Here is a 21,243-nt window from a genome sequence, read left to right as displayed (position 1 = left end):
TCTCCTCAGCGCGGGAACGGGTCGAAGTCGACCGGGAAGGTGATCGGGAAGCTGCGGGGCTTGATCCCGGTCGCCCGGGCGTAGGCGTTGGCGATCGCGCCGACCGGGGCGGGCACGCCGAGTTCGCCCGCGCCGCCGATGTCCTCGCCGGCCGCCGGCATGACGTGCACCTGGACGTCCGTGGGCGAGTTCTTCTGCCGCGCGTAGTGGAACTGCGAGTAGCTGCCTTCGAGCGGCAGGCCGTGGTCGATGTGCAGGCCGGCGGTGAGCGTCGTCGAAATCGCGTCGGTCAGGCCGCCGAGCATCTGCGCCTGGATCCCGCGCGGGTTCACCGGCTTGCCGACGTCGACCGCGATGGTCGCCTTCGTGACGCGCGGGTGCTTCGGGTCGCGCGCGTCGAGTTCGACCAGGCAGGCGGTGAACGACTTGTACTCGCCGTGCACCGCGACGCCCTGGGCGAAGCCCGCCGGCATCTTCTTGCCCCACTCGCCGAGTTCCGCGACCTTGTCCAGCACCGCGCGCTGGCGCTCGTCCTTGATGAACTCGCGGCGGAAGGCCACCGGGTCCTTGCCGAGCTTCTTCGCGATCTCGTCGACCATGATCTCTTCGGCACCGCGGGTGTTCGCCGAGTAGACCGACCGCCACGCCGAGGTGTGGAACTTCAGCGGGACCTCGTTGAGCAGCTGCGTGGTGACGCCGAAGTTGTACGGCGACTTCACCGTCAGCAGGAACACCGTCTGCGCGAAGCTCAGGTTGCCGCCGACGGGCAGCTTCGCCGCGAACGCGGTCAGGATCTCGCCGAGCCCGTGGCTCCAGTCGGTTTCGACGCTGGCGACGCGGTGCTCGAACGTCAGCACCTGCCCGAGTGCGAAGGTGGCGCGGATCCGGTGGTAGCTCGCCGCGCGCGCCCGGCCGTGGCGCATGTCGTCGATCCGGCTCCACATCAGCCGGACGGGCTTCTTCATCGCCTTCGAGATGTGCGCGGCTTCGAGGGCGGCGTCGAAGAACAGCCGCCGCCCGAACGACCCGCCGCCCTGCTGGACGTGCACGGTGACCTTGTTCTCGGGCAGCCCCAGCTCCTGGGCGATGGTCTGCTTCGCCACGATCGGCGACTTCAGCCCGGCCCAGATGGTCGCGCTGTCCTCGCGGACGTCGGCGACCGCGGAGTTCGACTCCATCGGCGCGTGGCTGGCGAAGGCGAAGTCGAACTCACCGTCGACGTACTGCGTCAGCAGCGGCGGCACCACGAACGGCAGCGCGGCCCCGCGCAGCTTCTTCTTGACGCTCTCGTTGTCCTCACCGTCCACTGTGCCCGGTCCCCAGGTGACGTCGAGGGCGTTCTTGCCGTCGAGGGCCTGCCCGAACGTCTCCGCCATCACCGCGACGCCGGTGGGCACGACGGCGATGTCGATGATCCCGGGCATCGCCCGGACCGCGGCTTCGTTGTCGACCTTCCGCACCGTGCCGTTGATCGACGGCGGCCGCCGCACCATCACCGGGTTCGCGCCGGGCACGTCGAGGTCGAGCGTGTAGACCTGCTTGCCGGTGACCATCGCGCGGGCGTCCTTGCGCGAGGTCGGCGTCCCCACGAGCGTGTGCGCCGACTCGGCTTTCGGCGCGATGGCTCCGGTGCTCAGGTCCGTGCGCGACGCGGGTCCGGCGAGCACGCCGTAGCCGGCGCTGCGGCCGTCGGGCGCCCACACCGCACCGTCGCGAGTGGACAGCCGGGACGCGTCGGTCCCCCACTTCGCCCCGGCCGCGGCGACCATCCGGGCGCGCGCGGTCGCCGCCGTGGCGCGGACCGGGTCGTAGAGCGAGCGCATCGTGTTGGAGCCGCCGGTGAGCTGGTTGAACAACAGCTCGGTGCGGGCGTCGGACAGCACGACGTCGACGCGGTCGAGCGGCAGGTCCAGCTCCTCGGCGACGAGCATCGCGGTCGCCGTCGAGATGCCCTGCCCGACTTCGGCGCGCGGCAGCTGCAGCCGCGCCCGCCCGTCGGCCGTCAGCTCCAGCACGAGCATCCCGGCGGTCGGTGCGCACGACAGCGTCAGCACGTCGCCGAGGTCGAGGATCTCCGCGGGCTGCGGCAGGGTCGGGACGACGGCGTCCGCGGTCGCCGGCGCCACCGCGTCCGCGGTGAGCCTCGTGGCGACGGTGAGCGTGGGGGCGGCGACCAGGTAGGTCAGGAAGCGGCGGCGGCCGACCTGCCCGGCTTCGGCGGGGTCGGCGGGTTCGGTGGTGGGACTGGCCATCGGGAATCCCTTGCAGGCGTGGTGGCGGGGTGCGCGCCACGCTAAGCAGGCGTTGTCAGGCCGTCAACGCGGCGTAGTCGTGTTCGCCCATTCCTGTGACGGGGTGACAGTCGAAGCCGCCGAATGTGTGCGCCGCCACAGTGCCGGACGGCCCAACCGGCTGGTTCAGCCGGCGTCCGAGCCGCGTTCCCGGCGGGCTTCGAGCAGGTCGTCGCGGGCGCGCGCGACGCGTGAGCGGACGGTGCCGACGGGCACGCCGCAGACGTCCGCGGCCTCGGCGTAGGACAGCCCGAGCACCTGGGTCAGCACGAGCACCTCGCGCCGGTCCGGGTCGAGGCCGTCGAGCAGCAAGCCGAGCTCGACGAGGTCTTCGAACCCGGCGGCGGCGCGGCCCTGGTCGACGGGGGCGTCCCAGTCGATCTTCGGCCGGGCGGAGGCGGCCCGGATCTGGTCGACGACCACCCGGCGCGCGATGGCCAGCAACCAGGTGCGGGACGACGAACGGCCGGCGAAGCGGCGGAGACTGCCGAAGGCGCGCAGGTAGGTCTCCTGCGCCAGGTCGTCGGCGGCGGCCGCGTCGGTGAGGTGCGCGAGGAAGCGCCAGACGTCGGCCTGGGTCGCGCGGACCCACTCCTCCAGCGCGCGCCGGTCGCCCCGGCCGGCGGCCAGTGCGAGAGCCGTGACGCGTTCGTCGTCCTCACCGCGGGTCATGATCCGGAACGTAGCAGTAACCGGGGACCCGGCGACGGCTCGGGGGAACGGTCAGGCGAACTTGGTCTTCGGGCGCTCCTGCCGCACTCCGTCGACGTAGACGTCCACCTTCTCGTCGAGGAACGCCACCAGCCCGGCCGCCCGGATGCTCTCCGGCAGCGGCGTCGGGTAGCTCCACGCGAGGTCGCCGTGCCCGGCCACGTCGAAGTGGTCGGCCGCACCCTTGTACGGGCAGTGCGTGACGACGTCGGTCTTCTCGAGCAGGTCCATCCGGACGTCGACGCGGGGCAGGTAGTAGCGGACCGGCAGGCCGGTCTCGAAGAGCAGGTGCGGGCGGACCGAGTCGGCGACCGTGACGCCGTCCACCTCGATCCGGACGTGGCGCGAGCTCGGCAGGACGTCCACGCGCACGCCGGGGTCGCGCGGGTGCGTGAAGATCTGCTCGTCCTCTTCGAACCAGTCGAACGCGGCGAAGTCGAAGCGGACGTGGTCCCGGAGCTCCCCGATGGGCGAATCCGGGTGTTCCAGCGCGCCGTCCACCGCCTCGGCCCGGCCGACCTTTATCGTCGACAGAACACCTTCTCCCCGGCTGGGCGAATGCGTCGTCCGGCCGGAGGGGGTGAGCACGCCGCTCACGACGTCCGCGCGCGGGAAGTAGTACGTGGGGTAGTACGGGACTTCCCACACCAGAAGGGGGTGCACCGTGTCCGCGACGAGTTCCCCGCCGAGGAACACGCGTACCCGCTTCGCGCCTTGTGCCACGCGGACCCGGCCGCGTACCGGAGTGCTCATGCCCCGGTCAACGGGTTCCGGATCGGACGTATTCCGGAAAAACCGGGTTCCGGGCGGCTAGCGTGGCGGGGAGAACGAAAACGAGAGGCGGGCACGGGTGACCGGCGTAGGAGCTCCAACGGTCGGGACCCCCGCCGGGATGCGCAAGATCAACCAGCGGGCGGTGCTGGACCTGCTGCGCCGCAGCGGGCCGGCGACGCGGCCGCAGGTCGCGAAGGACACCGGGCTGTCGAAGCCGACGGTCAGCCAGGCGCTGCTGGCGCTCGAGGCCGCGGGGCTGGCGCGCCCGACGGGGCAGACGTCCACCGGCACCGGCCGGTCGGCCGTGCTGTACGAGGCCGATCCGACGGCGGGGTACGTGCTCGGGATCGACATCGGCCGCGAGCACCTGCGCGTCGCGGTGTCCGACCTCGGGCGCGTGCTGGTGGCGCGCCGCGACGAGCGCAACACGGCGCGGTCCGGGGCGGCGCTGGTGACCGCGGTCGGGAAGATCGCCGCCGACGCCGTCGCCGAAGCGGGCCTGACGGCTGCCGACATCGTTGTCCGCGTGGTCGGCTCCCCCGGCGTCGCCGATCCGGAGAAGCGCTGTTTCCGGCACGCGCCGAACCTGCCGGGCTGGGGCCGGGCCGGGCTGATCGACGACCTCGAAGCCGCGCTGGGCCCGGACCTGATGGTCGAGAACGACGCGAACCTGACCGCGGTCGGCGAGTGGGAAAGCGGTGCCGCACGCGGTGCGTCGGTGTTCGGCTGCATCACGATCGGCACCGGCGTCGGCATGGGCATGATGGTCGACGGCCGGGTGTTCCGCGGCGCGACCGGCGCGGCGGGCGAGATCGGCTACCTGCCCTACGGCCGCACGCGAGCGGCGGAGGAACCCACGAGCCCGCCCGCGCGCGGCCACCTCGAAGAGGCGACGGCGGCGCAGTCGGTGGTCCGCGGCGCCCGCGAACTCGGCCTCGGCACGGCGAAGTCGGCCCGCGAGGTCTTCCGCCTGGCCCGCGAAGGCGACGAACTCGCCCGGCGCGCGGTGGAAACCGAAGCCGACCGCCTGGCCTACACGGTGGCCTCGGTGGCCGCGGTGATCGACCCGGAGCTGATCGTCCTGGGCGGCGGCATGGGCACGGCGGCCGACCTGCTGCTGGAGCCGATCGACCGCGCCCTGCGCGCGTTCACGCCGCTGGTGCCGAAAGTGGTCCAGGGCGAACTGGGCGAGGACGCGGTCCTGACCGGCGCGATCAGCGTCGGCCTGCGGGCGGCGGAAGGCCTGGTCTTCGACCACCGCGTCGGCGCTTAGTACTGCAACGGCAGTCAGGTGAGTGGGTAGCCGCGGCGTTTGTGGTGACCGAGGCGGGCTTGGTGTTGTCGTCGTCGGCGGAAGTATGACCAGGCCCGGACGTGCTCGGCGGTGTCGGTGACACGCAGGACCAGCTTGGTGAGCAGGCGCCGGATCTCCGTTTGCGGCCAGGGATCGGGAGACGGCGAGCCAGGCGTGGGCGAGCATGGACAGGGTGATGTGGGCGTACCAGCTCGCCTGGAGCGGACCTGGTGGTGGTCGAATCCGGCTTCGTCCTCGGCCTGCTGGAAGCATTCCTCGATCCGCCGGCGGGTCCCGGCGATCCAGGACAGGTCCAGCAGGCTCGAGCGGCGGGGCCCGTACCAGACGTAGTGAACGATCCCAGTCGGATCGCTGATCTTGCGGCGGGCGAGCAGCCAGTGCCCGCGCCCGGCCCGCCGGCTGGTTCCGATGGGGATCCGGGCCCCAGTCGTACTCGCGGGGCCCGGGTGCACCAGCGCCGACCGACAACCGCCGCCACGCCCGCTCGACCAGCTCGTCCGACCTCGCCTCGGCACCGTCGGTGGTGGCCAGCACCTACGCGGCGTCCGGATCTTCCAGCCACACCCGCAGGTACTTGACCTGCCCACAAGCCTCATCGGCGGTGACCCACGCGAACGGCACCCTCGCGGCGAACGCCCGCGCCGGTATCGCCATCGCCTGCCGCGGCTTCGTCTCGAACCCGGTCCCGTCCGCAATCCCCGCCCGCCGGCACCGCTCCCGGTCGGCGATCCACGGCTCGGGCAGATACGACGCCCGGTCGATCACCGCGTGCCCGCGCTCGGGGCACAGGTCAGGAACGTCCCGATCTGACAGGGACGTCGTCGATGTCCCAGTCCGCCCAGCGCAGCAACCGCCGCATCCCGTCCGGCGAGACCTCACCGGCCTGCTCGGCCAGCGTCCAGCCGCACTTCCGCTCCAGGCCTGCGACCAGCCCGGACACCTACTCCCGCGCTCGGCCCCGCGGCTCCGACCGCGATCGTTGCCCACGATCCTTCCCGGATCGCCTCGGCGAGCAACCCGAGGACCAGCGCCGTCGATCCCCGGACCGACGTCGCGCTGCCGCGTACTGCACCCGGCCTCGATCAGGACCCGCACGGACGTCGTCAACCTCTCCCGGCCCGGGTATCTTCCGTTGTGACACACCACTCCGGCGACGTGGGCACCAGGCCGAGCACACTTCAGGATGGGGTTGATGCGTGATGGAACGACGCGTGTCGGTGGCGACCCACTGGGGCAGTTTCGTCGCCGTCGTCGACTCCGGCCGATTGGTGCGCATCGAGCCGAGGCCCGACGACCCGGCGCCATCGCCCATCGGCCCCGGAATGGTGACCGCCGCCGACGACAGCGCTCGCGTGCTGCGCCCCGCCGTGCGCCGGGGCTGGCTGAACGGCGAGCCCCGCGCCCCCGGTGCCGCCAGGGGCGCGGACGCCTTCGTGGAGGTGAGCTGGGACCAGGCGATCACCCTGGTGAGCGAGGAACTCCGTCGAGTTCGTGACCGGCACGGGGACAGCGCGGTGTTCGGCGGCTCCTACGGCTGGGCGAGCGCCGGCAGGTTCCACAACGCGCAGGGGCAACTCCACCGGTTCCTCGCGCTGGGCGGGGGCTACACCGATTCTCGCAACACCTACAGCACCGCGGCGTTGGAGGTCATCCTCCCCCACGTGATCGGCGGTCACCCGTGGAGCTACCAGAGCCGGATGCCGATGTGGGACGCCATAGCCGGGAATTGCGAGCTGGTGGTGGCGTTCGGCGGCCTGGCCCTCAAAAACAGCCAGATCAACCCCGGCGGGCTGGTCAAGCACCGGACGCGGGACCTGCTGCGCCAGTGCCGCGCGGCCGGAGTGCGGTTCGTGAACATCAGTCCCCTCCGCAGCGACGTCGCCGGCTTCGTCGACGCCGAGTGGCTGCCCGTCATCCCCGGCACCGACACCGCCGCGATGCTCGGCATCGCCCACACAATGCTGGTCAACGGGTGGCACGACGAGGATTTCCTGCGCCGGTGCTGCACCGGGTTCGACCGCTTCGCCGCCTACCTGACCGGCGAACTCGACGGCGTCCGGAAGGACGCCGCCTGGGCGGAGAAGATCACGGGCATCGATCGCGACGTGCTCGTCGACCTCGCTCGCCGCCTCACCTCCCGACGTTCTCTCATCATGGTCAACTACGCGGTGCAGCGTGGAGACCACGGCGAACAACCGGTCTGGATGTCGGTCGTGCTGGCCGCCATGGCCGGTTCGATGGGGCGGCCCGGGTGCGGCTGGGGCACGGGTTACGCGACGATGGACGCGACAGGCGTGGCCGAAAACCGCGCCTTCGTGGCGTCGGTACCGGAGGTGGCCAACCCGGTCCCGGATTTCATCCCCGTCGCGAGGATCGCGGACACCCTGCTGCGTCCGGGCGAGGTCATCGACTACGACGGCCGGCGCCTCACGTTACCCGAACTCCGCCTGATCTACTGGTGCGGCGGGAACCCGTTCCACCACCACCAGGACCTCCACCGGCTGACCCGCGCCTGGCAGCTCCCGGACACGGTGGTGGTGCACGAAGCCTGGTGGAACACGACGGCCAAGTTCGCCGACATCGTCCTGCCCGTCGCCACCAGCCTGGAGCGGGACGACTTCGCCGCCGGGTTCTCCGACCCCCACCTCGTCGCGATGCCGAAAGCCCGCGAGCCGGCGGGCGAGTCGCGCACCGATCACGAGATCTTCGCGGCCTTGGCCGCCCGGCTCGGATTCGAGCGGGAATTCACGGAGTCGCGGTCGGAAATCGAATGGGTCAGGCACCTTTACGAACAGACGAGGGACAAGCTCGGCGACGATGCCGCCTTGCCGCGTTTCGACGACTTCTGGCGAAGCTCCACCGCTGAGCTGCCCGCGTCGACCGGGCCGTATCCCGGCAGTTTCGAAGCCCTGCGCTCGGATCCGCGCCAGTTCCCCCTCACGACGCCGTCGGGCCGGATCGAGATCTTCTCCGAGGAGATCGACTCGTTCGGGTACGACGACTGCGCCGGGCACCCGAAGTGGTTCGAGCCGGCGGAGTGGCTGCGTGCCGATCTGTCGGACCGGTTCCCGCTGCACCTGATCTCGAACCAGCCCGCTTCGCGCCTGCACAGCCAGTACGACAACGGTGGCCACAGCCTCGGTTCGAAGATCCATGGCCGTGAGCCGATGACGATCAATCCCTCGGACGCCGCGTCGCGCGGCATCGAAAGCGGCATGATCGTGCGCGTCTACAACGACCGGGGAAGCTGTCTCGCGGGCGTGGTCCTGTCGGACGACGTCATGCCCGGCGTCGTGCAACTGTCCACGGGGGCCTGGTGGGATCCGGTCCAGCCGGGGCAGAGCGGAACATTGGACCGCCACGGCAACCCGAACGTTCTCACCGCGGACCGGCCGTGCTCGCGCCTGTCCCAAGGCCCGAGTGCCCTCAGCGCACTGGTCGACGTCGAGCGCTACGACGGCCCCCTTCCCGATGTGCTCGCCTTCGCACCACCACGCCTCGTGCCACCCGGTTGACGTGCATCCGGCCGGCTTCTCACCACCGCTGCGGTAAACCGCCCGAACGTGTGACCCGATTCCTCCTTCGGGTAGAACGCTGGACATTGCTCGCCAGCGTGAATAGCTTCCGTGGCCATGACCGAAGTCAGGGAACTCAAGTACCGCCAGTGGTTCAAGGGCGCAGACGTCGATGGCGACGGGGTGATCACCCGTCAGGACGTCCGGTTGATGGGCGAGCGCTACATCGCGGCCCGTGGCGCCATGCCGGAGGCCGCGACAGCCCGGCGGCTGACCGAGGGCCTGGACGCATTCTGGGCCAACGTGATCGCGCCGATGGACCAGGACGGCGACGGCAAAGTCGATCTGCGGGAGATGACCGAGGGGTTCCGGCAGGCGCTGGCCGACCCCGTCTTGTACCCGCAGCAGGTCGGCCCGGTGGCTGACTGCTACTTCGACCTGATCGACCTCGACGGTGACGACCGGGTCGACCGGACCGAGTTCGCGGAAATCTTCGGCCAGGCGGGCAATGTGTCCCCAGAGGACTGTGCCGCGGTCTTCACCGCACTGGACCTGGACAGCTCGGGCGGCCTGGATCGAGCCGAATTCCACCAGGCACTGACGGAGTTCTTCTACGGCGAAGACCCGGACGCCCCCGCGGCGCACCTGTTCGGCAAGATCCCCAGCAGCTCGGCATCGGCCTGACCGCCTCGATCGGATCGTCGCGGCCAAGGCCAGTGAGGAAGCAGAGCGCCGCGAAGCAAGGCATCATCTTCATCCGGCGCATGCAGCACCGCTGCCGCGATGGCGGGTGCACGGCCGGGTCGGCGTGCGATCACACCGACGAGCGCGTCGACACGCCCCGCGAAGCTGGCCATGGGCAGGTGGGCTTCCAGCCATAACCGCAGGTGTTTGACCTGCCCGTAGGCCTCGTCAGCAGTGACCCGGGCATCGCCAGTGCTTGCCGTGGCTTTCGCGGTCGATCAGCGCATGCCCGCGAGGCGAGGCATCGACCAGGAACGTCCCGATCCGGTAGTTCCCGATCCGGCCCGCGTACCGGAGTACTGCCGCTGCATCCCGTCCGGCGAGACTTCACCGGCCTCCTCGGCCAGCGTCCAGCCGTTCTTCCGCTCCAGCCCCGACACATACTCTCGCGCCCGAGTCCGCGGCTCCGACCGCGCGAACCGGCCCGCGATCCGCTCACTCACTGCCGTTGCAGTATCAGGCCGCCCGCCAGGCTTCGCCGGCGGCCGAAAGACGCCAGGGTGTCAAGCGCAGCACCGTGATCTTCGGGTCGAGGTGGTCTTCGCCGCCCAGGATCTTCGGGTCGTAGCCGAGTGGCTCCGGCGTCGACGCGAAGAGGTCCCACAGGTCCTTGCGCGACGCTTCGTCGTCGGCGAACTCCGCCCGGCACTCCGCGACCGCGACTTCGTGCTGCGGGTCCCAGTACGAGCACGACACGTACGGCGACGCCGCCAGGTGCGCGAGCTTCAGCGGCGTCGGGCGGGTGAACAGCCGGCCCGTCAGGCCCTCCGGCGTCCGCTCCCAGATCGGGTGCACGACCCGGGACCGCGGCCGCCCCCGCCGGTCGACCGTCACCAGCGTGCACCAGACGACCCGGTGCGCCACGCGCACGAACGCTTCGGCCAGCTCGGCCGGCACTCTGCTAGATTCCACAACCATGGTTGTGCATCCTAGCACCCTCGACCTCTCGCTGACCGCGCTCTTCGCGGGCTGGGCGATGACCGACGAGGTCCAGCGGCGCCTGGCCGGGCAGGGCTTCGGCGACCTGCGGTTCAACGACGGCGTCGTGATCCAGCACGTCCTTGCCGCCCCGCTCTCGATCACCGCGCTGGCCGAGCGGATGGGCGTCACGCAGCAGGCGGCGTCGAAGGCCGTCGCGGACCTCGAACGCCGGGGCCTGCTCCGGCGCGAACCCGATCCCGCCGACGCGCGCACCAAGCTGCTGCACCTGACCGAGCACGCGGTCGCCGCCGTCGAGGCGACCCGCGTGCTGCGGCAGGAACTCCAGGAGGAACTGGTGGCGGAGTACGGCGCCGGACGCGTCGAGGCCGCCCGCGCGCTGCTGGCGTCGGTGATCGGACGCTTCGGCGGCGACGACGCGATCCGCGGCCGCCGCGTCCGGCCACCCCGCTGACCACCGGCGACGCCATCGCCGGCCGGTTCGAGAATCCGTTCGCGCCCAAGGACTTCGACGCCGCGAAGGCGCCGAGGAAACGAGCGCCCCGATGTGGCGTTCGGTGCGTCAGATGCACCCAACGCCACATTGGGGTTGTTTCATCGTGGTTGTGACTGGTCACGGTGGTGAACACGCAGTGTTTCGGTGGCCTGGCAGGAAGTGCCGACCGGACCGGGGTGGCCTTGTCAACCACCCGCCGAGGGCTTCGGTCCACTTTCCTACCAGGTGACCCTTCCCCTGTCGCGACAGAGCCGAGCCTCTCAAAGCCTGGGGGGTCCTGGACCGGGGCATGCCACCACGTTGCTACGGGCTCTGCTGGTGCCGACCCGGCACGAGCAGAGCGTCCGCGACACTGCCCGGGTGGCATGCGTCTGACCGTTACCCCAGCTGGTCAACCCGGCCTGACCGGACCAAACCACGATGAAACAGCCCCATTGGGGCGCATTCCCAGCCGTCACCGAACCGGACGCTTCGAGGCTAGCGGGTGAGCACGCAGGTCCCCGACGCCGTCGCGAGCAGTTTGCCCTCGGCGTCGCGGATCTCCCCCTCGGCGAACGCGATCCGCGACCCCTCCTTGACCACCCGGCCGACCGCCCGGATTTCGCCGCGGCCGGCGTGGATCGCGCGCAGGTAGCTCACCTTCAGCTCCACCGACGAATAGCCGACGCCCGCCGGCAGCGTCGTGTGCACCGCGCAGCCGACCACCGAGTCCAGCATCGTGGCCGCGACGCCGCCGTGGACCATGCCGATCGGGTTGTACAGCGACTCGTCCGGCTCGGCGACCGCCTCGACCTCGCCGTGCTCGATGCGCTCCCAGCGGAGCCCGAAGTGCGCGGCGATCGGCGGGCCCGGGATGCGGCCGTCCTTGATGGCCGTCAGGTACTCCAGGCCGGACATCGTGGCGCCGAGCCGGGCGGTCGGCAGCGGGTCCTGCCAGGTGATGGTCTTCGAGCGGGTTTCCGCTTCGGCGGCCACGTCGGTCATCTCGGGCTCCTCGACTATGACAGGTGTCTTAACCGCAGCTTCGCCCGGCGCCGGGGCGGCGTCAAGCTCGGCGTGACCCAGGCCACCGGTGGTCCGCCCGCGGCGCGGGTGGAATCATCCGGGGGTGAGCACCGAGCGCAAGCTGATCGACCCGGAACGCGTCTCGGCGGCGGTCGACGGGCTCGGCGACCGCGCCGTCATCGACGAATGGGCCCGGCGCTTCTCCGTGGTCGCCGACCCGTCGCGGCTGGCCCTGCTGGTCTCCATCCACTACGCCCGCGAAATCAGCGTCACCGACCTCGCCGCGGCCACCGGCATGACCGACACCGCCGTGTCGCAGGCCCTGCGGCTGCTGCGCGCCCACGGTCTGGTCACCCCGCAGCGCACCGGCCGCGTCGTGCGCTACCGGCTCGCCGACGCGACCGTGCACGAACTCATCCACCACGTGCGGCCACACCCCGCGCCCGACGAGCCGGACCGGTAGCGTGCGGGCATGACGGGACTGCCGGAAGCCATCACCGCCTGCCTGTTCGACCTCGACGGAGTGCTGACCGGGACGGCGATTCTCCACCGCGAAGCGTGGAAACGGACATTCGACGAGTTTCTCCGGGCCCGTGACGGTGCCGGGTTCGCCGAGTTCACCGACCACGACTACGCGGCCTTCGTGGACGGCCGCCCCCGCGCCGACGGCGTGCGGGAATTCCTGCGGTCACGCGACATCGAGCTGCCCGAGGGCACTCCCGACGACCCGCCGGACGCGCCCACCGTGAACGGCGTCGGCAACCGCAAGAACGACCTGGTCCTGAAGATCATCGACGAACGCGGCGTCAGCCCCTACCCCGGCTCGATCCGCTACCTCGAAGCGGTCAAGGCCGCCGGGCTGCGGATCGCCGTCGTGACGTCGTCGGCCAACGGCGCCAAGGTCCTCGACGCCGGTGACCTGAGCAAGTACATCGAGGCCCGCATCGACGGCCTCGTCATCCGCGAGCGCAACCTCAAGGGCAAGCCCGCGCCCGACTCCTTCCTGGCCGGCGCCGAGGCGCTCGGCGTCGAACCCGCGCACGCGGCCGTCTTCGAGGACGCCCAATCCGGCGTCCAGGCCGGGAAAGCCGGCGGCTTCGGCTACGTCGTGGGCGTGAACCGGGCCGACCAGGCCGCCGAACTGAAGGCCCACGGGGCCGACATCGTCGTCGACGACCTCGCCGACCTGCTGGAGGACCGATGACCGACGAACCCCGCGGCTACGAATGCTCCCCGTGGGAGCTGCGCTGGCGCGGTATGGACGTCGACGCCCTGCAGCGCACCGAATCGGCGTTCGCGGTGTCCAACGGCCACATCGGACTGCGCGGCACCCTCGAGGAGGCCGAGCCGCGCGGGCTGCCCGGCACCTACCTCAACGGGTTCTACGAACAGCACGAACTCCCCTACGCCGAAGCGGGCTACGGCTACCCCGAAGAGGGCCAGACCGTCGTCAACGTGACCGACGGCAAGATCATCCGGCTGCTCGTCGAGGACGAGCCGCTGGACATGCGCTACGGCACGGCCACCAAGCACGACCGCGTGCTCGACTTCCGCAAGGGCACGCTCTGCCGCAGCACCGAGTGGTCGTCGCCGACCGGGCGGCGGGTGCGCGTGCGCACCGAACGGCTGGTGTCGTTCACCCAGCGCGCGATCGCGGCGATCCGCTACGAGGTCGAGCCGCTCGACGAGGACCTGCAGCTCGTCGTGCAGTCCGACCTGCTGGCCAACGAGCCGATCGAGTCCGACACCAGCGACCCGCGGGTGGCCGCCGCGCTGAACTCCCCGCTGGTCGGCGAATTCCACCGGGCGAACGAGTACAACGCCGTGCTGGTGCACCGGACCCGCCGGTCCGGGCTGCGGATGGCCGCGGCGATGGACCACAAGATCGAGGTGGACGACGGCATCCGCGCCCGCATCCACTCCGAGGAGGACCTCGCGCGGCTCACCGTCGCCGTCGACGTCCCCAAGGGCGGCAAGCTGCGCATCACCAAGTTCCTCGCCTACGGCTGGTCGGCGCAGCGCTCGGTGCCCGCGCTGCGGTCGCAGGTGGAGGCGGCGCTGGCGGGCGCGCGCCAGACCGGCTGGAAGGGCCTGGTCGCCGAGCAGCGCGAGTTCCTCGACGACTACTGGGCCACCTCCGACATCGAGATCGAGGGCGATCCCGAGCTGCAGCAAGCCGTCCGCTTCGCCCTCTTCCACCTCCTGCAGGCCGGGGCCCGCGGCGAAAGCCGTGCGATCGCGGGCAAGGGGCTGACCGGGCCGGGCTACGACGGGCACGCCTTCTGGGACACCGAATCGTTCGTCCTGCCGGTGCTCACCTACACCATCCCGGACGCGGCCCGCGACGCGCTGCGCTGGCGGCACTCCACAATGGACAAAGCGCGGGAACGCGCGCACCAGCTGGGGTTGCGCGGCGCGGCCTTCCCGTGGCGCTCGATCAACGGCGCCGAGTGCTCGGCGTACTGGCCGGCCGGCACGGCGGCGTTCCACGTCAGCGCGGACATCGCCGACGCCGTGCTGCGCTACCTCAACGCGACCGGCGACGATGAGTTCGAGCGCGACTACGGCACCGAGCTGCTGCTGGAAACCGCGCGGCTGTGGGCGTCGCTGGGCCACCACGACCGGCACGGGACGTTCCGCATCGACGGCGTCACCGGGCCGGACGAATACTCGGCGGTGGCGGACAACAACGTCTACACCAACCTGATGGCGCGCCGGAACCTGCTGGCGGCGGCGGAATCCTGCGAACGGCAGCGGGACGTGGCGGCGCACTTCGGCGTCGACACCGTCGAACTGGACTCGTGGCGCGCGGCCGCCGCGGCGATGTACCTGCCCTACGACGCGGAACTCGGCGTGCACCCCCAGTCGGAGGGGTTCCTCGAGCACGACGAGTGGGACTACCAGAACACCGATCCGGCGCACTACCCGCTGCTGCTGCACTACCCGTACTTCGACCTGTACCGCAAGCAGGTCGTGAAGCAGGCGGACCTGGTGCTGGCGCTGCACCTGTGCGGCGACTCGTTCAGCCCGGAGGAGAAGGCCCGCAACTTCGCCTACTACGAGGCGAGGACAGTGCGGGATTCCTCGCTGTCGGCGGGGACGCAGGCCGTCGTCGCGGCCGAGGTCGGGCACCTGCAGCTGGCCTACGACTACCTCGCCGAAGCCGCGCTGACCGACCTGCACGACGTGCACAACAACGTGCGCAACGGCCTGCACATGGCGTCGCTGGCCGGGGCGTGGCAGGGCGCGGTGGCCGGGTTCGGCGGGCTGCGCGACCACGGCGGGACGCTGGCGTTCTCGCCCCGGCTGCCGGAGCACCTGGGGCGGATCACCTTCCGGCTGATGTTCCGCGGCACGCGGTTCCAGGTCGAGATCGACCCCGACCAGGTGACCTACCACGTGCTCGACGGCGAGCCGCTGGAAGTGCTGCACCACGGCGAGCGCATCACGCTCACCCCGGAGCCGCAGCGGTTCCCGATCCCGAAGATCGACGCGGGCGACCCGCCGAAGCAGCCCCCGGGCCGCGCCCCGATGCGGCGCGACTCGGAAAAGGTGCGTCAATACGCGGAACCGGCCAACCCGATCACTGCGGAAGGTCGCTGACGACGTCCCGTCCGGGCGGGGCCGGTACGTCTTCGGTCCCGCCCGGGTTCACGTCCGGGTCGGGCGCGGTCGGCACGTCGTGGGTCAGCTGCCCCGGCGTCGGGAGCTTCGGAAGCTCTTCGTCTTCCTCGTCGCGGCCGTGGCTGCGCTGCAGTTCGCTCATGGTTTCCGGAATACCCGGTTTTCCCGGTCCCGGCCAGGGGTTCAGGCGGCCCGGTTCGCCGCGGCGGCGGCTTTCGCCTTGTCCTGCAGGGTGAGGAGCAGGCCGTCGCGGGTCGACCACGGGCAGATCGCGACCTTGCCGCCGGCGACCGTCAGCAGCGCCTCGGCCACGATCGCGCCGGCCAGCGCCTGGTGGGCGCGGCTGCGCGAGATGCCCGGCAGTTCCGCCCGCTTGGCCGGCGGGAGCGCGGCGAGCCGCGGGATCCAGGCGCGCAGGTCGTCGAGCCGCAGCTCCCGGCACTTCCCGGGGCGGGCGCCGGACAGCCGGGCCAGCTGCTGCAGCACCTTCGAGCAGCCGACGACCCGCGGGTCGTCGACATCGGCGGCGCCGAGGGTGGTGCTCACGACGTCGAGCGCGTGCGTGCGCAGCGCCTTGACCTGCTTGTTCGACACGCGCTCGGACGGCAGCCAGTCCCGCGTCATCGACCGGGCGCCCAGCGGCAGCGACCGCGCGAACTCGGCCCGCTCGCCGCGGCCGGCGGCCAGTTCGACGGTGCCGCCGCCGATGTCGAGCACCAGCAGCGGCCCGGCGTCGGCCCCGTACCAGCGACGGGTGGCCAGGTAGGCGAGCCCGGCTTCGGCCGGGCCGGTCAGGAACCGCAGCTCGACCCCGGTTTCGCCGGCCACGTGCCGGACGACGTCGGCGGAGTTGGCCGCGTCGCGGATCGAGGAGGTCGCCAGCGGGTACACGCCGTGGACGCCGTGCCGGTAGGCCGTGCTCATCCCCGCGGCGACGGCGGCGGTGACCGCGGCGATGCCCCGGTCGGAGAGCCGGCCGCGGACGTCGAGTTCGCGGTCCAGGCGCAGCCGGGTCTGGTGGTTCAGCACCGGCTCCCGCGGGGACCCGGTGACGGGCACCACCACGAGCCGGGCACTGAACGAACCGACGTCCAGCACGCCCACCGCGGGCTCTGCGATTTTTCGCACGACTCGGCGCACCTCACTTCCGCTGGTGAATATCCCCCCTGGGGGTGGTTGAAACCAGCAATGATGTCGGATCTCACCGCGTTCTGCCGGGCGTTTCACGGGATTGCACCCTCTGGCGGTGCTTTTCTGACGCGAAGGTCACAGCGAGATAACCCGAACGAGTGAATTGGACACGATTCGGTAACGTCGAGGGCGGCGCTGCGATCTACCGGACATCAGCACCGGTGTGGAGCGGGAAAAGTGACCGAACGGCCCGAGCGGCGATCCGAGCTCGCCCGGCCGGCCGCGGCTGTGCTCGCGGTCGTGGCCGGGCTCGGCTGCGTGCTCCTGGGCGTGACGGCGGTGCTCGCCCCGGCCACGACGGTCCCCACCGGAGCCGCGGCCTCACTCCCGCTCGCCGGCGCCCCGCCGGCGTCGGTCGGGATCCCCGAGCTCGGCCTGGCGCTGGACCGCGTGATCCCGTTGGGCCACGTCGGCGGCCGCCGCGAGCAGCCGGGCACGGCACTCGGGGTGGGCTGGTTCGCCGACGGCCCGGCCCCGGGCGCGGCCGGCGTCGCGGTGCTGTCCGGCCACGCGGGGTTCGGCTACTCGGCGGGCGCGTTCGCCCGGCTGTCGACGCTGCGGCCGGGCGCGTCGATCACGATCCGCGACGACACCGGCCGCGAGACCCGCTTCACGGTCCGGCGCACGGCACTGTTCCCGTCGAACGAGCCGGACAGCACGCTGGTCGCCCCCGAAGGCGCGGGACCCCAGCTGCGCTTGATCACCAGCGACGGCGTCTACGACGGCGCGGGCTTCAGCGGGGCGAGGGTCGCGGTCTACGCGACCCCCGCCTGACGCCGGCTAGCCGATCAGCTCGCGCAGCTGGGAAACCGCCGCCACGCGGGCGTCGCGGCCCGGGAGCATCGGGTTCACGACCAGCGTCGTCGCGCCGGCTTCCTCGAAGGCCGCCAGCCGCTCCTTCACGTAGCCGGCCGGGCCGACCAGGGAGATCGCGCGCAGCAGTTCGAGCGGGACGGCCGCCGCCGCTTCTTCCTTCTTGCCGTCGAGGTAGAGGTCCTGGATCAGCTTCGCCTCGGCCTCGTAGCCGTAGCGGCGGGCGAGGTCGTTGTAGAAGTTCTTGCCCCGCGCGCCCATCCCGCCGATGTACAGCGCGAGGATCGGGCGCAGGTGGTCCAGCAGCGGCTCGACGTCGTCGCCGATGGCCAGGGCCACCGACACGAAGGTGTCCAGCTCACCCAGCTCCGGAGCGCGCTTCGCCTTGCCCTCGGCCAGCGCGGCGCCCCAGGCGTCGGCCGCCTTCTCCGGGTGGAAGAAGATCGGCTGCCAGCCTTCGGCGATTTCCGCGGTGAGCGCGACGTTCTTCGGGCCGAGCGAAGCCAGCAGCACGGGGATGCGCTCGCGCACGGGGTGGTTGATCAGCTTCAGCGGCTTCCCGAGCCCGGTGCCCTGCTCCGCCGGCAGCGGGATCGTGTAGTGCTTGCCCTCGTGCACGACGCGCTCACGGCGCCACACCTGCCGGCACACCTCGACGATCTCCCGCGTGCGCCCCAGCGGAGCGTCGTACTTCACGCCGTGAAAGCCCTCGATGACCTGCGGCCCGGACGCCCCGAGCCCGAGGATGAACCGCCCATCGGAAACGAAGTCGAGCCCGGCGGCGGTCATCGCGGTGAGCGTCGGCGTGCGCGTGTAGATCTGGAAGATCCCGGACGCCAGCTGGACGCGTTCGGTCTTCGCCGCGAGGTAGCCGAGCTGACTGACGGCGTCGAACGAATACGCCTCCGGCACGAAGGCGACGTCGAGCCCCACCTTCTCCAGTTCGACGATGTCCGCGACGCTGTCGGCGAAGCCTCCGGCGTAGTTGATCGCGGTCCCGATCCGCATGTCCACCTCCGTTGCTGAGCAAGCGCTTAGTCGGATCCTACGGTGAGGGCCCGCTCCCCGCGTGGACGATGTGCGCCCCGCCACTCGGCGGTCACGGCTCAGGTCCGGTTGGCCCCGGGGTGCCGAGGTACCCACCACCCCAGCAGTCGAGGGCTGCGCCCGGGTGATGATCCCGTCCCAGGTTCCCCAGAGGCTGAAGCAGGAGTACGAACCGCGTTCCCTTACCCGGACAGGCGGCGGCCGGCCCGGCGGCCGGTGCCTAGGACACGAACATCGCCAAGGCCAGAACGGCACCGATCCGGGTGAATCCTGGCAGCTCAGCGGCCGGAGAGGGTGCGGACCACCAGCTCCGCCGAGGCGCCCGCGCCCAACGTCGTGCCCGCGTAGCGGACGTCGGCCGCGAGGGTGCCCGTCGGCTCGTCGCGGACCGTCAGCCAGACCGTGACCATCAGGAGCCAGCGGACGATCAGGTAGCCGAACAGCAGGAGGCCGACCAGGGTGCCGAAGGCCGCGACCGCCGGGGAACGGCCCAGCAGGTGCAGGTAGAGGCCGCCGGCCTGCTGGATCGCGCCGAGGCCGACCGCGGCCGCGCCGGCCGGGCGCAGGGTCGAGCGCAGCGGGAGCGGTCGGCGGGGCAGGCGGGCCAGGCACCAGGCGATGACCAGCCAGTTCGCCGCCAGACCGAGCAGCAGCGAGCCCGCGACCAGCACGAAGTGTGCGAAGCCGCCGTCCAGGCCGGTCAGGCGGAGCAGGCCTGCGCCGGCCGCGCCGGTCAGTGAGGCCAGGCCGAACGAGACCGCCATCGCCAGCCCGATGCCGATGAGCACCAGGACGTCGGTGACGATGCCGCGCAGCAGCGGGCGCGGGGTGCGTTCCTGGCCGAGCATCGCCGTGACCGCGTCGCGGACGTTGCTGATCCAGCTCCACCCCGAGTAGACCGCGACGGCCAGCGCCAGCAGCCCGATCCGGCCGCGCTCGCCGACGACCGTGTGCACGACGTTCGTCGCCTGGCCCGAGAGTTCGGGCGGCAGCGAGCTGCCGATCACGCGGTCGAGCTCGGCGGCCAGGATCCGGTCACCGGCCAGCACGAAGCCGGCCACCGAGACGGCGACCATGATCAGCGGGACGAGCGCGAGCAGGCTGAAGAACGTCACCGCGGCGGCGTAGTGGTCGCCGTCGCGCTCCCGGTACCGGGCCAGCGTCGCCCCGGCTCGCCGGAACCCCCTCTTCACCGCTTCTCGCACCGCACCGACCCTCTCATCCGCACGTGTCCTCCGCAGTCCGGACACGGCGGGCGCCGGATCGTCACGCGCTAGCCGGGCACCACCGTGCCCCGCACGTCGCCGAACCCGATCCGCGTGCCGCCGGGACCGGGCGCGGTCGCGCTGATCACCACTTCGTCGCCGTCCTCCAGGAACGCGCGGGTCTGACCGCCGGGCAGCTCGAACGGTTCCCGCCCGCCCCAGGACAGCTCCAGCAGCGAACCGCGCTGATCGCGCTCCGGGCCGGTCACCGTGCCCGACGCGTAGAGGTCGCCGGTGCGCAGGCTCGCGCCGTTGACGGTCAGGTGCGCCAGCTGCTGCGGCGCCGTCCAGTACTGCGTCGCGAACGGCGGGCTCGAGACCAGGTGGCCGTTGAGCCGGATCTCCAGCGCCAGGTCCAGGCCCCACTTCTCGCCGGTCCGCAAGTACTCGAACGGCTCCGGGTCCTGCGGCGGCCCGTCGACGCGCGCGTGGTCGAGCGCGGCCAGCGGGACGATCCACGGCGACACCGACGTCGCGAACGACTTGCCGAGGAACGGGCCCAGCGGCTGCATCTCCCACGCCTGGATGTCGCGCGCCGACCAGTCGTTGACCAGGCAGACGCCGAAGACGTGGCCGGCGAAGTCCGCGGTGGACACCGGCGTGCCCGGAGTGGACGGAACGCCGACGACGAACCCCACCTCCGCCTCGATGTCCAGCCGCTGCGACGGCCCGAACGAAGGCGCATCGGCGTTGCGCGGCTTGCGTTGCCCGTGCGGCCGGACGACCGGCGTGCCGGAAGCGACGACGGTGCCGGCCCGGCCGTGGTAGGCGATCGGCAGGTGCTTCCAGTTCGGCGCCAGCTCGGTGACGTCGGGCTGGAAGATCCGGCTGGCGTTGAGGGCGTGGTGCTCGCTGGAGTAGAAGTCGACGTAGTCGGCGACGTCGAAGGCGAGGTGGGTGGTCACCTCGGTCAGCGGCACCAGGTGCGGGCGCAGGGCATCGGCGTACCGGGGTTCGGTCAGCCACTCCCGGACGCTCTCGCGGACCTCGCGCCAGGTTCCCGGCCCGGCGGCCAGCAGCGGGTTGAGCACCCCGGCGGTGAGCAGGGGCGCGAAGGCGGCCGCGGTCTCGGCGGCCGCGGCGGTCAGGTCGAGGACGTACTCGCCGATGGGGACACCGATGCGCCGCTCGGGCGCGCCGGCCACCGAGAACACGCCGTAGGGCAGGTTGGCCAAGCCGAACGGCGTGTCTTCGGCGAGTTCGAGCCAGGTCACGATCGCTCCTCGTTCCGGGCGGTCCGCACGACGGGACGGCCGCGCGTGGGTCGTTGCGGGCGGCCGCCGGGGCGGGCCGGGTGGCTTGCGAACACCGCCACGGTCGGCACCGCCCGATGGCCGGCCGCTGGTCGTTGCGGCCGGAACCCGCCACCCGGGCCAGCACCGAACGCCGCCACGGTCCGCACGACGGGACGGCCGCACACTGGTCGTTCGAGGCGGGACGGGCGGCTCGCGAACACCACCACGGTCCGGGCCGCCCGATGGCCGACCGCTGGTGATTCCGGCCGGACCACGCC

The 21,243-nt window shown here is 71.7% G+C and carries 18 protein-coding genes and 2 pseudogenes; 8 read left to right on the top strand and 12 right to left on the bottom strand.

All coding sequences use genetic code 11. The annotated features are described in order from the left end of the window. Positions 1-5 precede the first annotated feature (5 nt). The 3 genes from AB0B33_RS38045 to AB0B33_RS38035 all read right to left on the bottom strand — a co-directional run bounded on the left by AB0B33_RS38045 (position 6) and on the right by AB0B33_RS38035 (position 3,755). Positions 6-2,252, bottom strand: a complete 2,247-nt coding sequence (locus tag AB0B33_RS38045; RefSeq protein ID WP_360781186.1) for a molybdopterin cofactor-binding domain-containing protein — start codon at positions 2,250-2,252, stop codon at positions 6-8. 165 nt (positions 2,253-2,417) lie between these two features. Next, entirely contained in the window at positions 2,418-2,963 is a 546-nt protein-coding gene (gene sigC / locus AB0B33_RS38040; RefSeq protein WP_360781183.1) for an RNA polymerase sigma factor SigC, read from the bottom strand. A gap of 51 nt (positions 2,964-3,014) precedes the next feature. Beyond that, positions 3,015-3,755, bottom strand: a complete 741-nt coding sequence (locus AB0B33_RS38035; RefSeq protein ID WP_360781180.1) for a DUF427 domain-containing protein — start codon at positions 3,753-3,755, stop codon at positions 3,015-3,017. Between the two features lie 97 nt (positions 3,756-3,852). On the opposite strand from AB0B33_RS38035, the gene AB0B33_RS38030 reads away from it, so the two are divergent. After that, positions 3,853-5,049: an ROK family protein gene (locus AB0B33_RS38030; RefSeq protein WP_247024673.1), complete on the top strand. Its 1,197-nt coding sequence runs from the start codon at positions 3,853-3,855 to the stop codon at positions 5,047-5,049. 153 nt (positions 5,050-5,202) lie between these two features. Here the strand turns inward: AB0B33_RS38030 and AB0B33_RS38025 are convergent. Then, positions 5,203-6,119 (bottom strand): annotated as a pseudogene (locus tag AB0B33_RS38025) (transposase); the annotation flags it as partial. A gap of 171 nt (positions 6,120-6,290) precedes the next feature. Here AB0B33_RS38025 and AB0B33_RS38020 point away from each other — a divergent pair. Both AB0B33_RS38020 and AB0B33_RS38015 read left to right on the top strand, forming a co-directional pair. After that, entirely contained in the window at positions 6,291-8,606 is a 2,316-nt protein-coding gene (locus AB0B33_RS38020; protein ID WP_360781176.1) for a molybdopterin-dependent oxidoreductase, read from the top strand. A gap of 117 nt (positions 8,607-8,723) precedes the next feature. Continuing rightward, complete coding sequence (locus AB0B33_RS38015) at positions 8,724-9,290, top strand: EF-hand domain-containing protein (RefSeq protein WP_360781301.1); 567 nt, start codon at positions 8,724-8,726, stop codon at positions 9,288-9,290. A 267-nt stretch (positions 9,291-9,557) separates the two neighbouring features. On the opposite strand, the pseudogene AB0B33_RS38010 reads toward AB0B33_RS38015, so the two are convergent. Together AB0B33_RS38010 and AB0B33_RS38005 are read right to left on the bottom strand one after the other, a co-directional pair. Further along, a pseudogene (locus AB0B33_RS38010) lies at positions 9,558-9,793 on the bottom strand (IS701 family transposase); the annotation flags it as partial. Positions 9,794-9,806: 13 nt separating this feature from the next. Further along, on the bottom strand, positions 9,807-10,268 hold the full coding sequence (locus AB0B33_RS38005) for a pyridoxamine 5'-phosphate oxidase family protein (protein ID WP_247024677.1): 462 nt from the start codon (positions 10,266-10,268) through the stop codon (positions 9,807-9,809). Between AB0B33_RS38005 and AB0B33_RS38000 the strand changes: the two genes are divergently transcribed. Further along, positions 10,267-10,743, top strand: a complete 477-nt coding sequence (locus AB0B33_RS38000; RefSeq protein WP_360781173.1) for a MarR family transcriptional regulator — start codon at positions 10,267-10,269, stop codon at positions 10,741-10,743. The two genes, AB0B33_RS38005 and AB0B33_RS38000, sit on opposite strands and share 2 nt — an antisense overlap. Before the next feature lie 519 nt (positions 10,744-11,262). Here the strand turns inward: AB0B33_RS38000 and AB0B33_RS37995 are convergent. Next, positions 11,263-11,769 (bottom strand): PaaI family thioesterase, encoded by a 507-nt coding sequence (locus AB0B33_RS37995; RefSeq protein ID WP_247024680.1) that lies wholly within the window; start codon positions 11,767-11,769, stop codon positions 11,263-11,265. A gap of 124 nt (positions 11,770-11,893) precedes the next feature. Between AB0B33_RS37995 and AB0B33_RS37990 the strand changes: the two genes are divergently transcribed. From AB0B33_RS37990 to AB0B33_RS37980, 3 genes are read left to right on the top strand one after another with little or no spacing between them, the layout of a single operon-like run. Then, positions 11,894-12,253, top strand: a complete 360-nt coding sequence (locus tag AB0B33_RS37990) for a metalloregulator ArsR/SmtB family transcription factor (protein WP_247024682.1) — start codon at positions 11,894-11,896, stop codon at positions 12,251-12,253. Positions 12,254-12,262: 9 nt separating this feature from the next. Then, positions 12,263-12,994 carry a beta-phosphoglucomutase family hydrolase gene (locus tag AB0B33_RS37985; protein WP_360781169.1) on the top strand — a complete coding sequence of 244 codons (732 nt, stop codon included), beginning with the start codon at positions 12,263-12,265 and terminating at the stop codon, positions 12,992-12,994. Then, the gene (locus AB0B33_RS37980) at positions 12,991-15,393 is read left to right on the top strand and encodes a glycosyl hydrolase family 65 protein (RefSeq protein WP_360781166.1); all 2,403 of its coding nucleotides are present in this window, start codon (positions 12,991-12,993) and stop codon (positions 15,391-15,393) included. Before AB0B33_RS37985 ends, AB0B33_RS37980 begins: the two co-directional genes overlap by 4 nt. Here AB0B33_RS37980 and AB0B33_RS37975 read toward each other — a convergent pair. Continuing rightward, a complete protein-coding gene (locus AB0B33_RS37975) occupies positions 15,374-15,556 on the bottom strand; it encodes a hypothetical protein (protein WP_360781163.1) in 183 nt (60 codons plus the stop codon). The genes AB0B33_RS37980 and AB0B33_RS37975 overlap by 20 nt on opposite strands. 41 nt (positions 15,557-15,597) lie before the next feature. Next, complete coding sequence (locus AB0B33_RS37970; RefSeq protein WP_247024690.1) at positions 15,598-16,542, bottom strand: exopolyphosphatase; 945 nt, start codon at positions 16,540-16,542, stop codon at positions 15,598-15,600. 240 nt (positions 16,543-16,782) lie between these two features. Here AB0B33_RS37970 and AB0B33_RS37965 point away from each other — a divergent pair, with 240 nt between their 5' ends. Next, positions 16,783-17,379, top strand: coding sequence for a class F sortase (locus AB0B33_RS37965; protein WP_360781159.1), 597 nt, complete (start codon positions 16,783-16,785; stop codon positions 17,377-17,379). A gap of 6 nt (positions 17,380-17,385) precedes the next feature. Here AB0B33_RS37965 and AB0B33_RS37960 read toward each other — a convergent pair whose 3' ends face one another. The 3 genes from AB0B33_RS37960 to fahA all read right to left on the bottom strand — a co-directional run bounded on the left by AB0B33_RS37960 (position 17,386) and on the right by fahA (position 20,944). Further along, positions 17,386-18,426, bottom strand: coding sequence for an LLM class F420-dependent oxidoreductase (locus AB0B33_RS37960; RefSeq protein ID WP_360781155.1), 1,041 nt, complete (start codon positions 18,424-18,426; stop codon positions 17,386-17,388). 317 nt (positions 18,427-18,743) lie between these two features. Next, positions 18,744-19,658 (bottom strand): YhjD/YihY/BrkB family envelope integrity protein, encoded by a 915-nt coding sequence (locus AB0B33_RS37955; protein WP_360781152.1) that lies wholly within the window; start codon positions 19,656-19,658, stop codon positions 18,744-18,746. 80 nt (positions 19,659-19,738) lie between these two features. After that, a complete protein-coding gene (fahA, locus tag AB0B33_RS37950; protein ID WP_360781149.1) occupies positions 19,739-20,944 on the bottom strand; it encodes a fumarylacetoacetase in 1,206 nt (401 codons plus the stop codon). Between the last annotated feature and the right edge of the window lie 299 nt (positions 20,945-21,243).

This window comes from Amycolatopsis sp. NPDC049159 (assembly GCF_040648295.1).
Classification (GTDB): Bacteria; Actinomycetota; Actinomycetes; order Mycobacteriales; family Pseudonocardiaceae; genus Amycolatopsis; species Amycolatopsis pretoriensis_A.
This window is presented reverse-complemented; position numbering and strand designations above follow the sequence as displayed.

Bases quoted from the DNA above. Each gene is read 5' to 3' on its own strand.
- AB0B33_RS37995 (WP_247024680.1), bottom strand. From the start codon at position 11,769: ATGACCGACGTGGCCGCCGAAGCGGAAACCCGCTCGAAGACCATCACC.
- AB0B33_RS37985 (WP_360781169.1), top strand. From the start codon at position 12,263: ATGACGGGACTGCCGGAAGCCATCACCGCCTGCCTGTTCGACCTCGAC.
- AB0B33_RS38045 (WP_360781186.1), bottom strand. From the start codon at position 2,252: ATGGCCAGTCCCACCACCGAACCCGCCGACCCCGCCGAAGCCGGGCAG.
- AB0B33_RS37975 (WP_360781163.1), bottom strand. From the start codon at position 15,556: ATGAGCGAACTGCAGCGCAGCCACGGCCGCGACGAGGAAGACGAAGAG.
- AB0B33_RS38015 (WP_360781301.1), top strand. From the start codon at position 8,724: ATGACCGAAGTCAGGGAACTCAAGTACCGCCAGTGGTTCAAGGGCGCA.
- AB0B33_RS38020 (WP_360781176.1), top strand. From the start codon at position 6,291: ATGGAACGACGCGTGTCGGTGGCGACCCACTGGGGCAGTTTCGTCGCC.
- sigC (WP_360781183.1), bottom strand. From the start codon at position 2,963: ATGACCCGCGGTGAGGACGACGAACGCGTCACGGCTCTCGCACTGGCC.
- AB0B33_RS38005 (WP_247024677.1), bottom strand. From the start codon at position 10,268: ATGGTTGTGGAATCTAGCAGAGTGCCGGCCGAGCTGGCCGAAGCGTTC.
- AB0B33_RS37980 (WP_360781166.1), top strand. From the start codon at position 12,991: ATGACCGACGAACCCCGCGGCTACGAATGCTCCCCGTGGGAGCTGCGC.
- AB0B33_RS38000 (WP_360781173.1), top strand. From the start codon at position 10,267: ATGGTTGTGCATCCTAGCACCCTCGACCTCTCGCTGACCGCGCTCTTC.
- AB0B33_RS38035 (WP_360781180.1), bottom strand. From the start codon at position 3,755: ATGAGCACTCCGGTACGCGGCCGGGTCCGCGTGGCACAAGGCGCGAAG.
- AB0B33_RS37960 (WP_360781155.1), bottom strand. From the start codon at position 18,426: ATGCGGATCGGGACCGCGATCAACTACGCCGGAGGCTTCGCCGACAGC.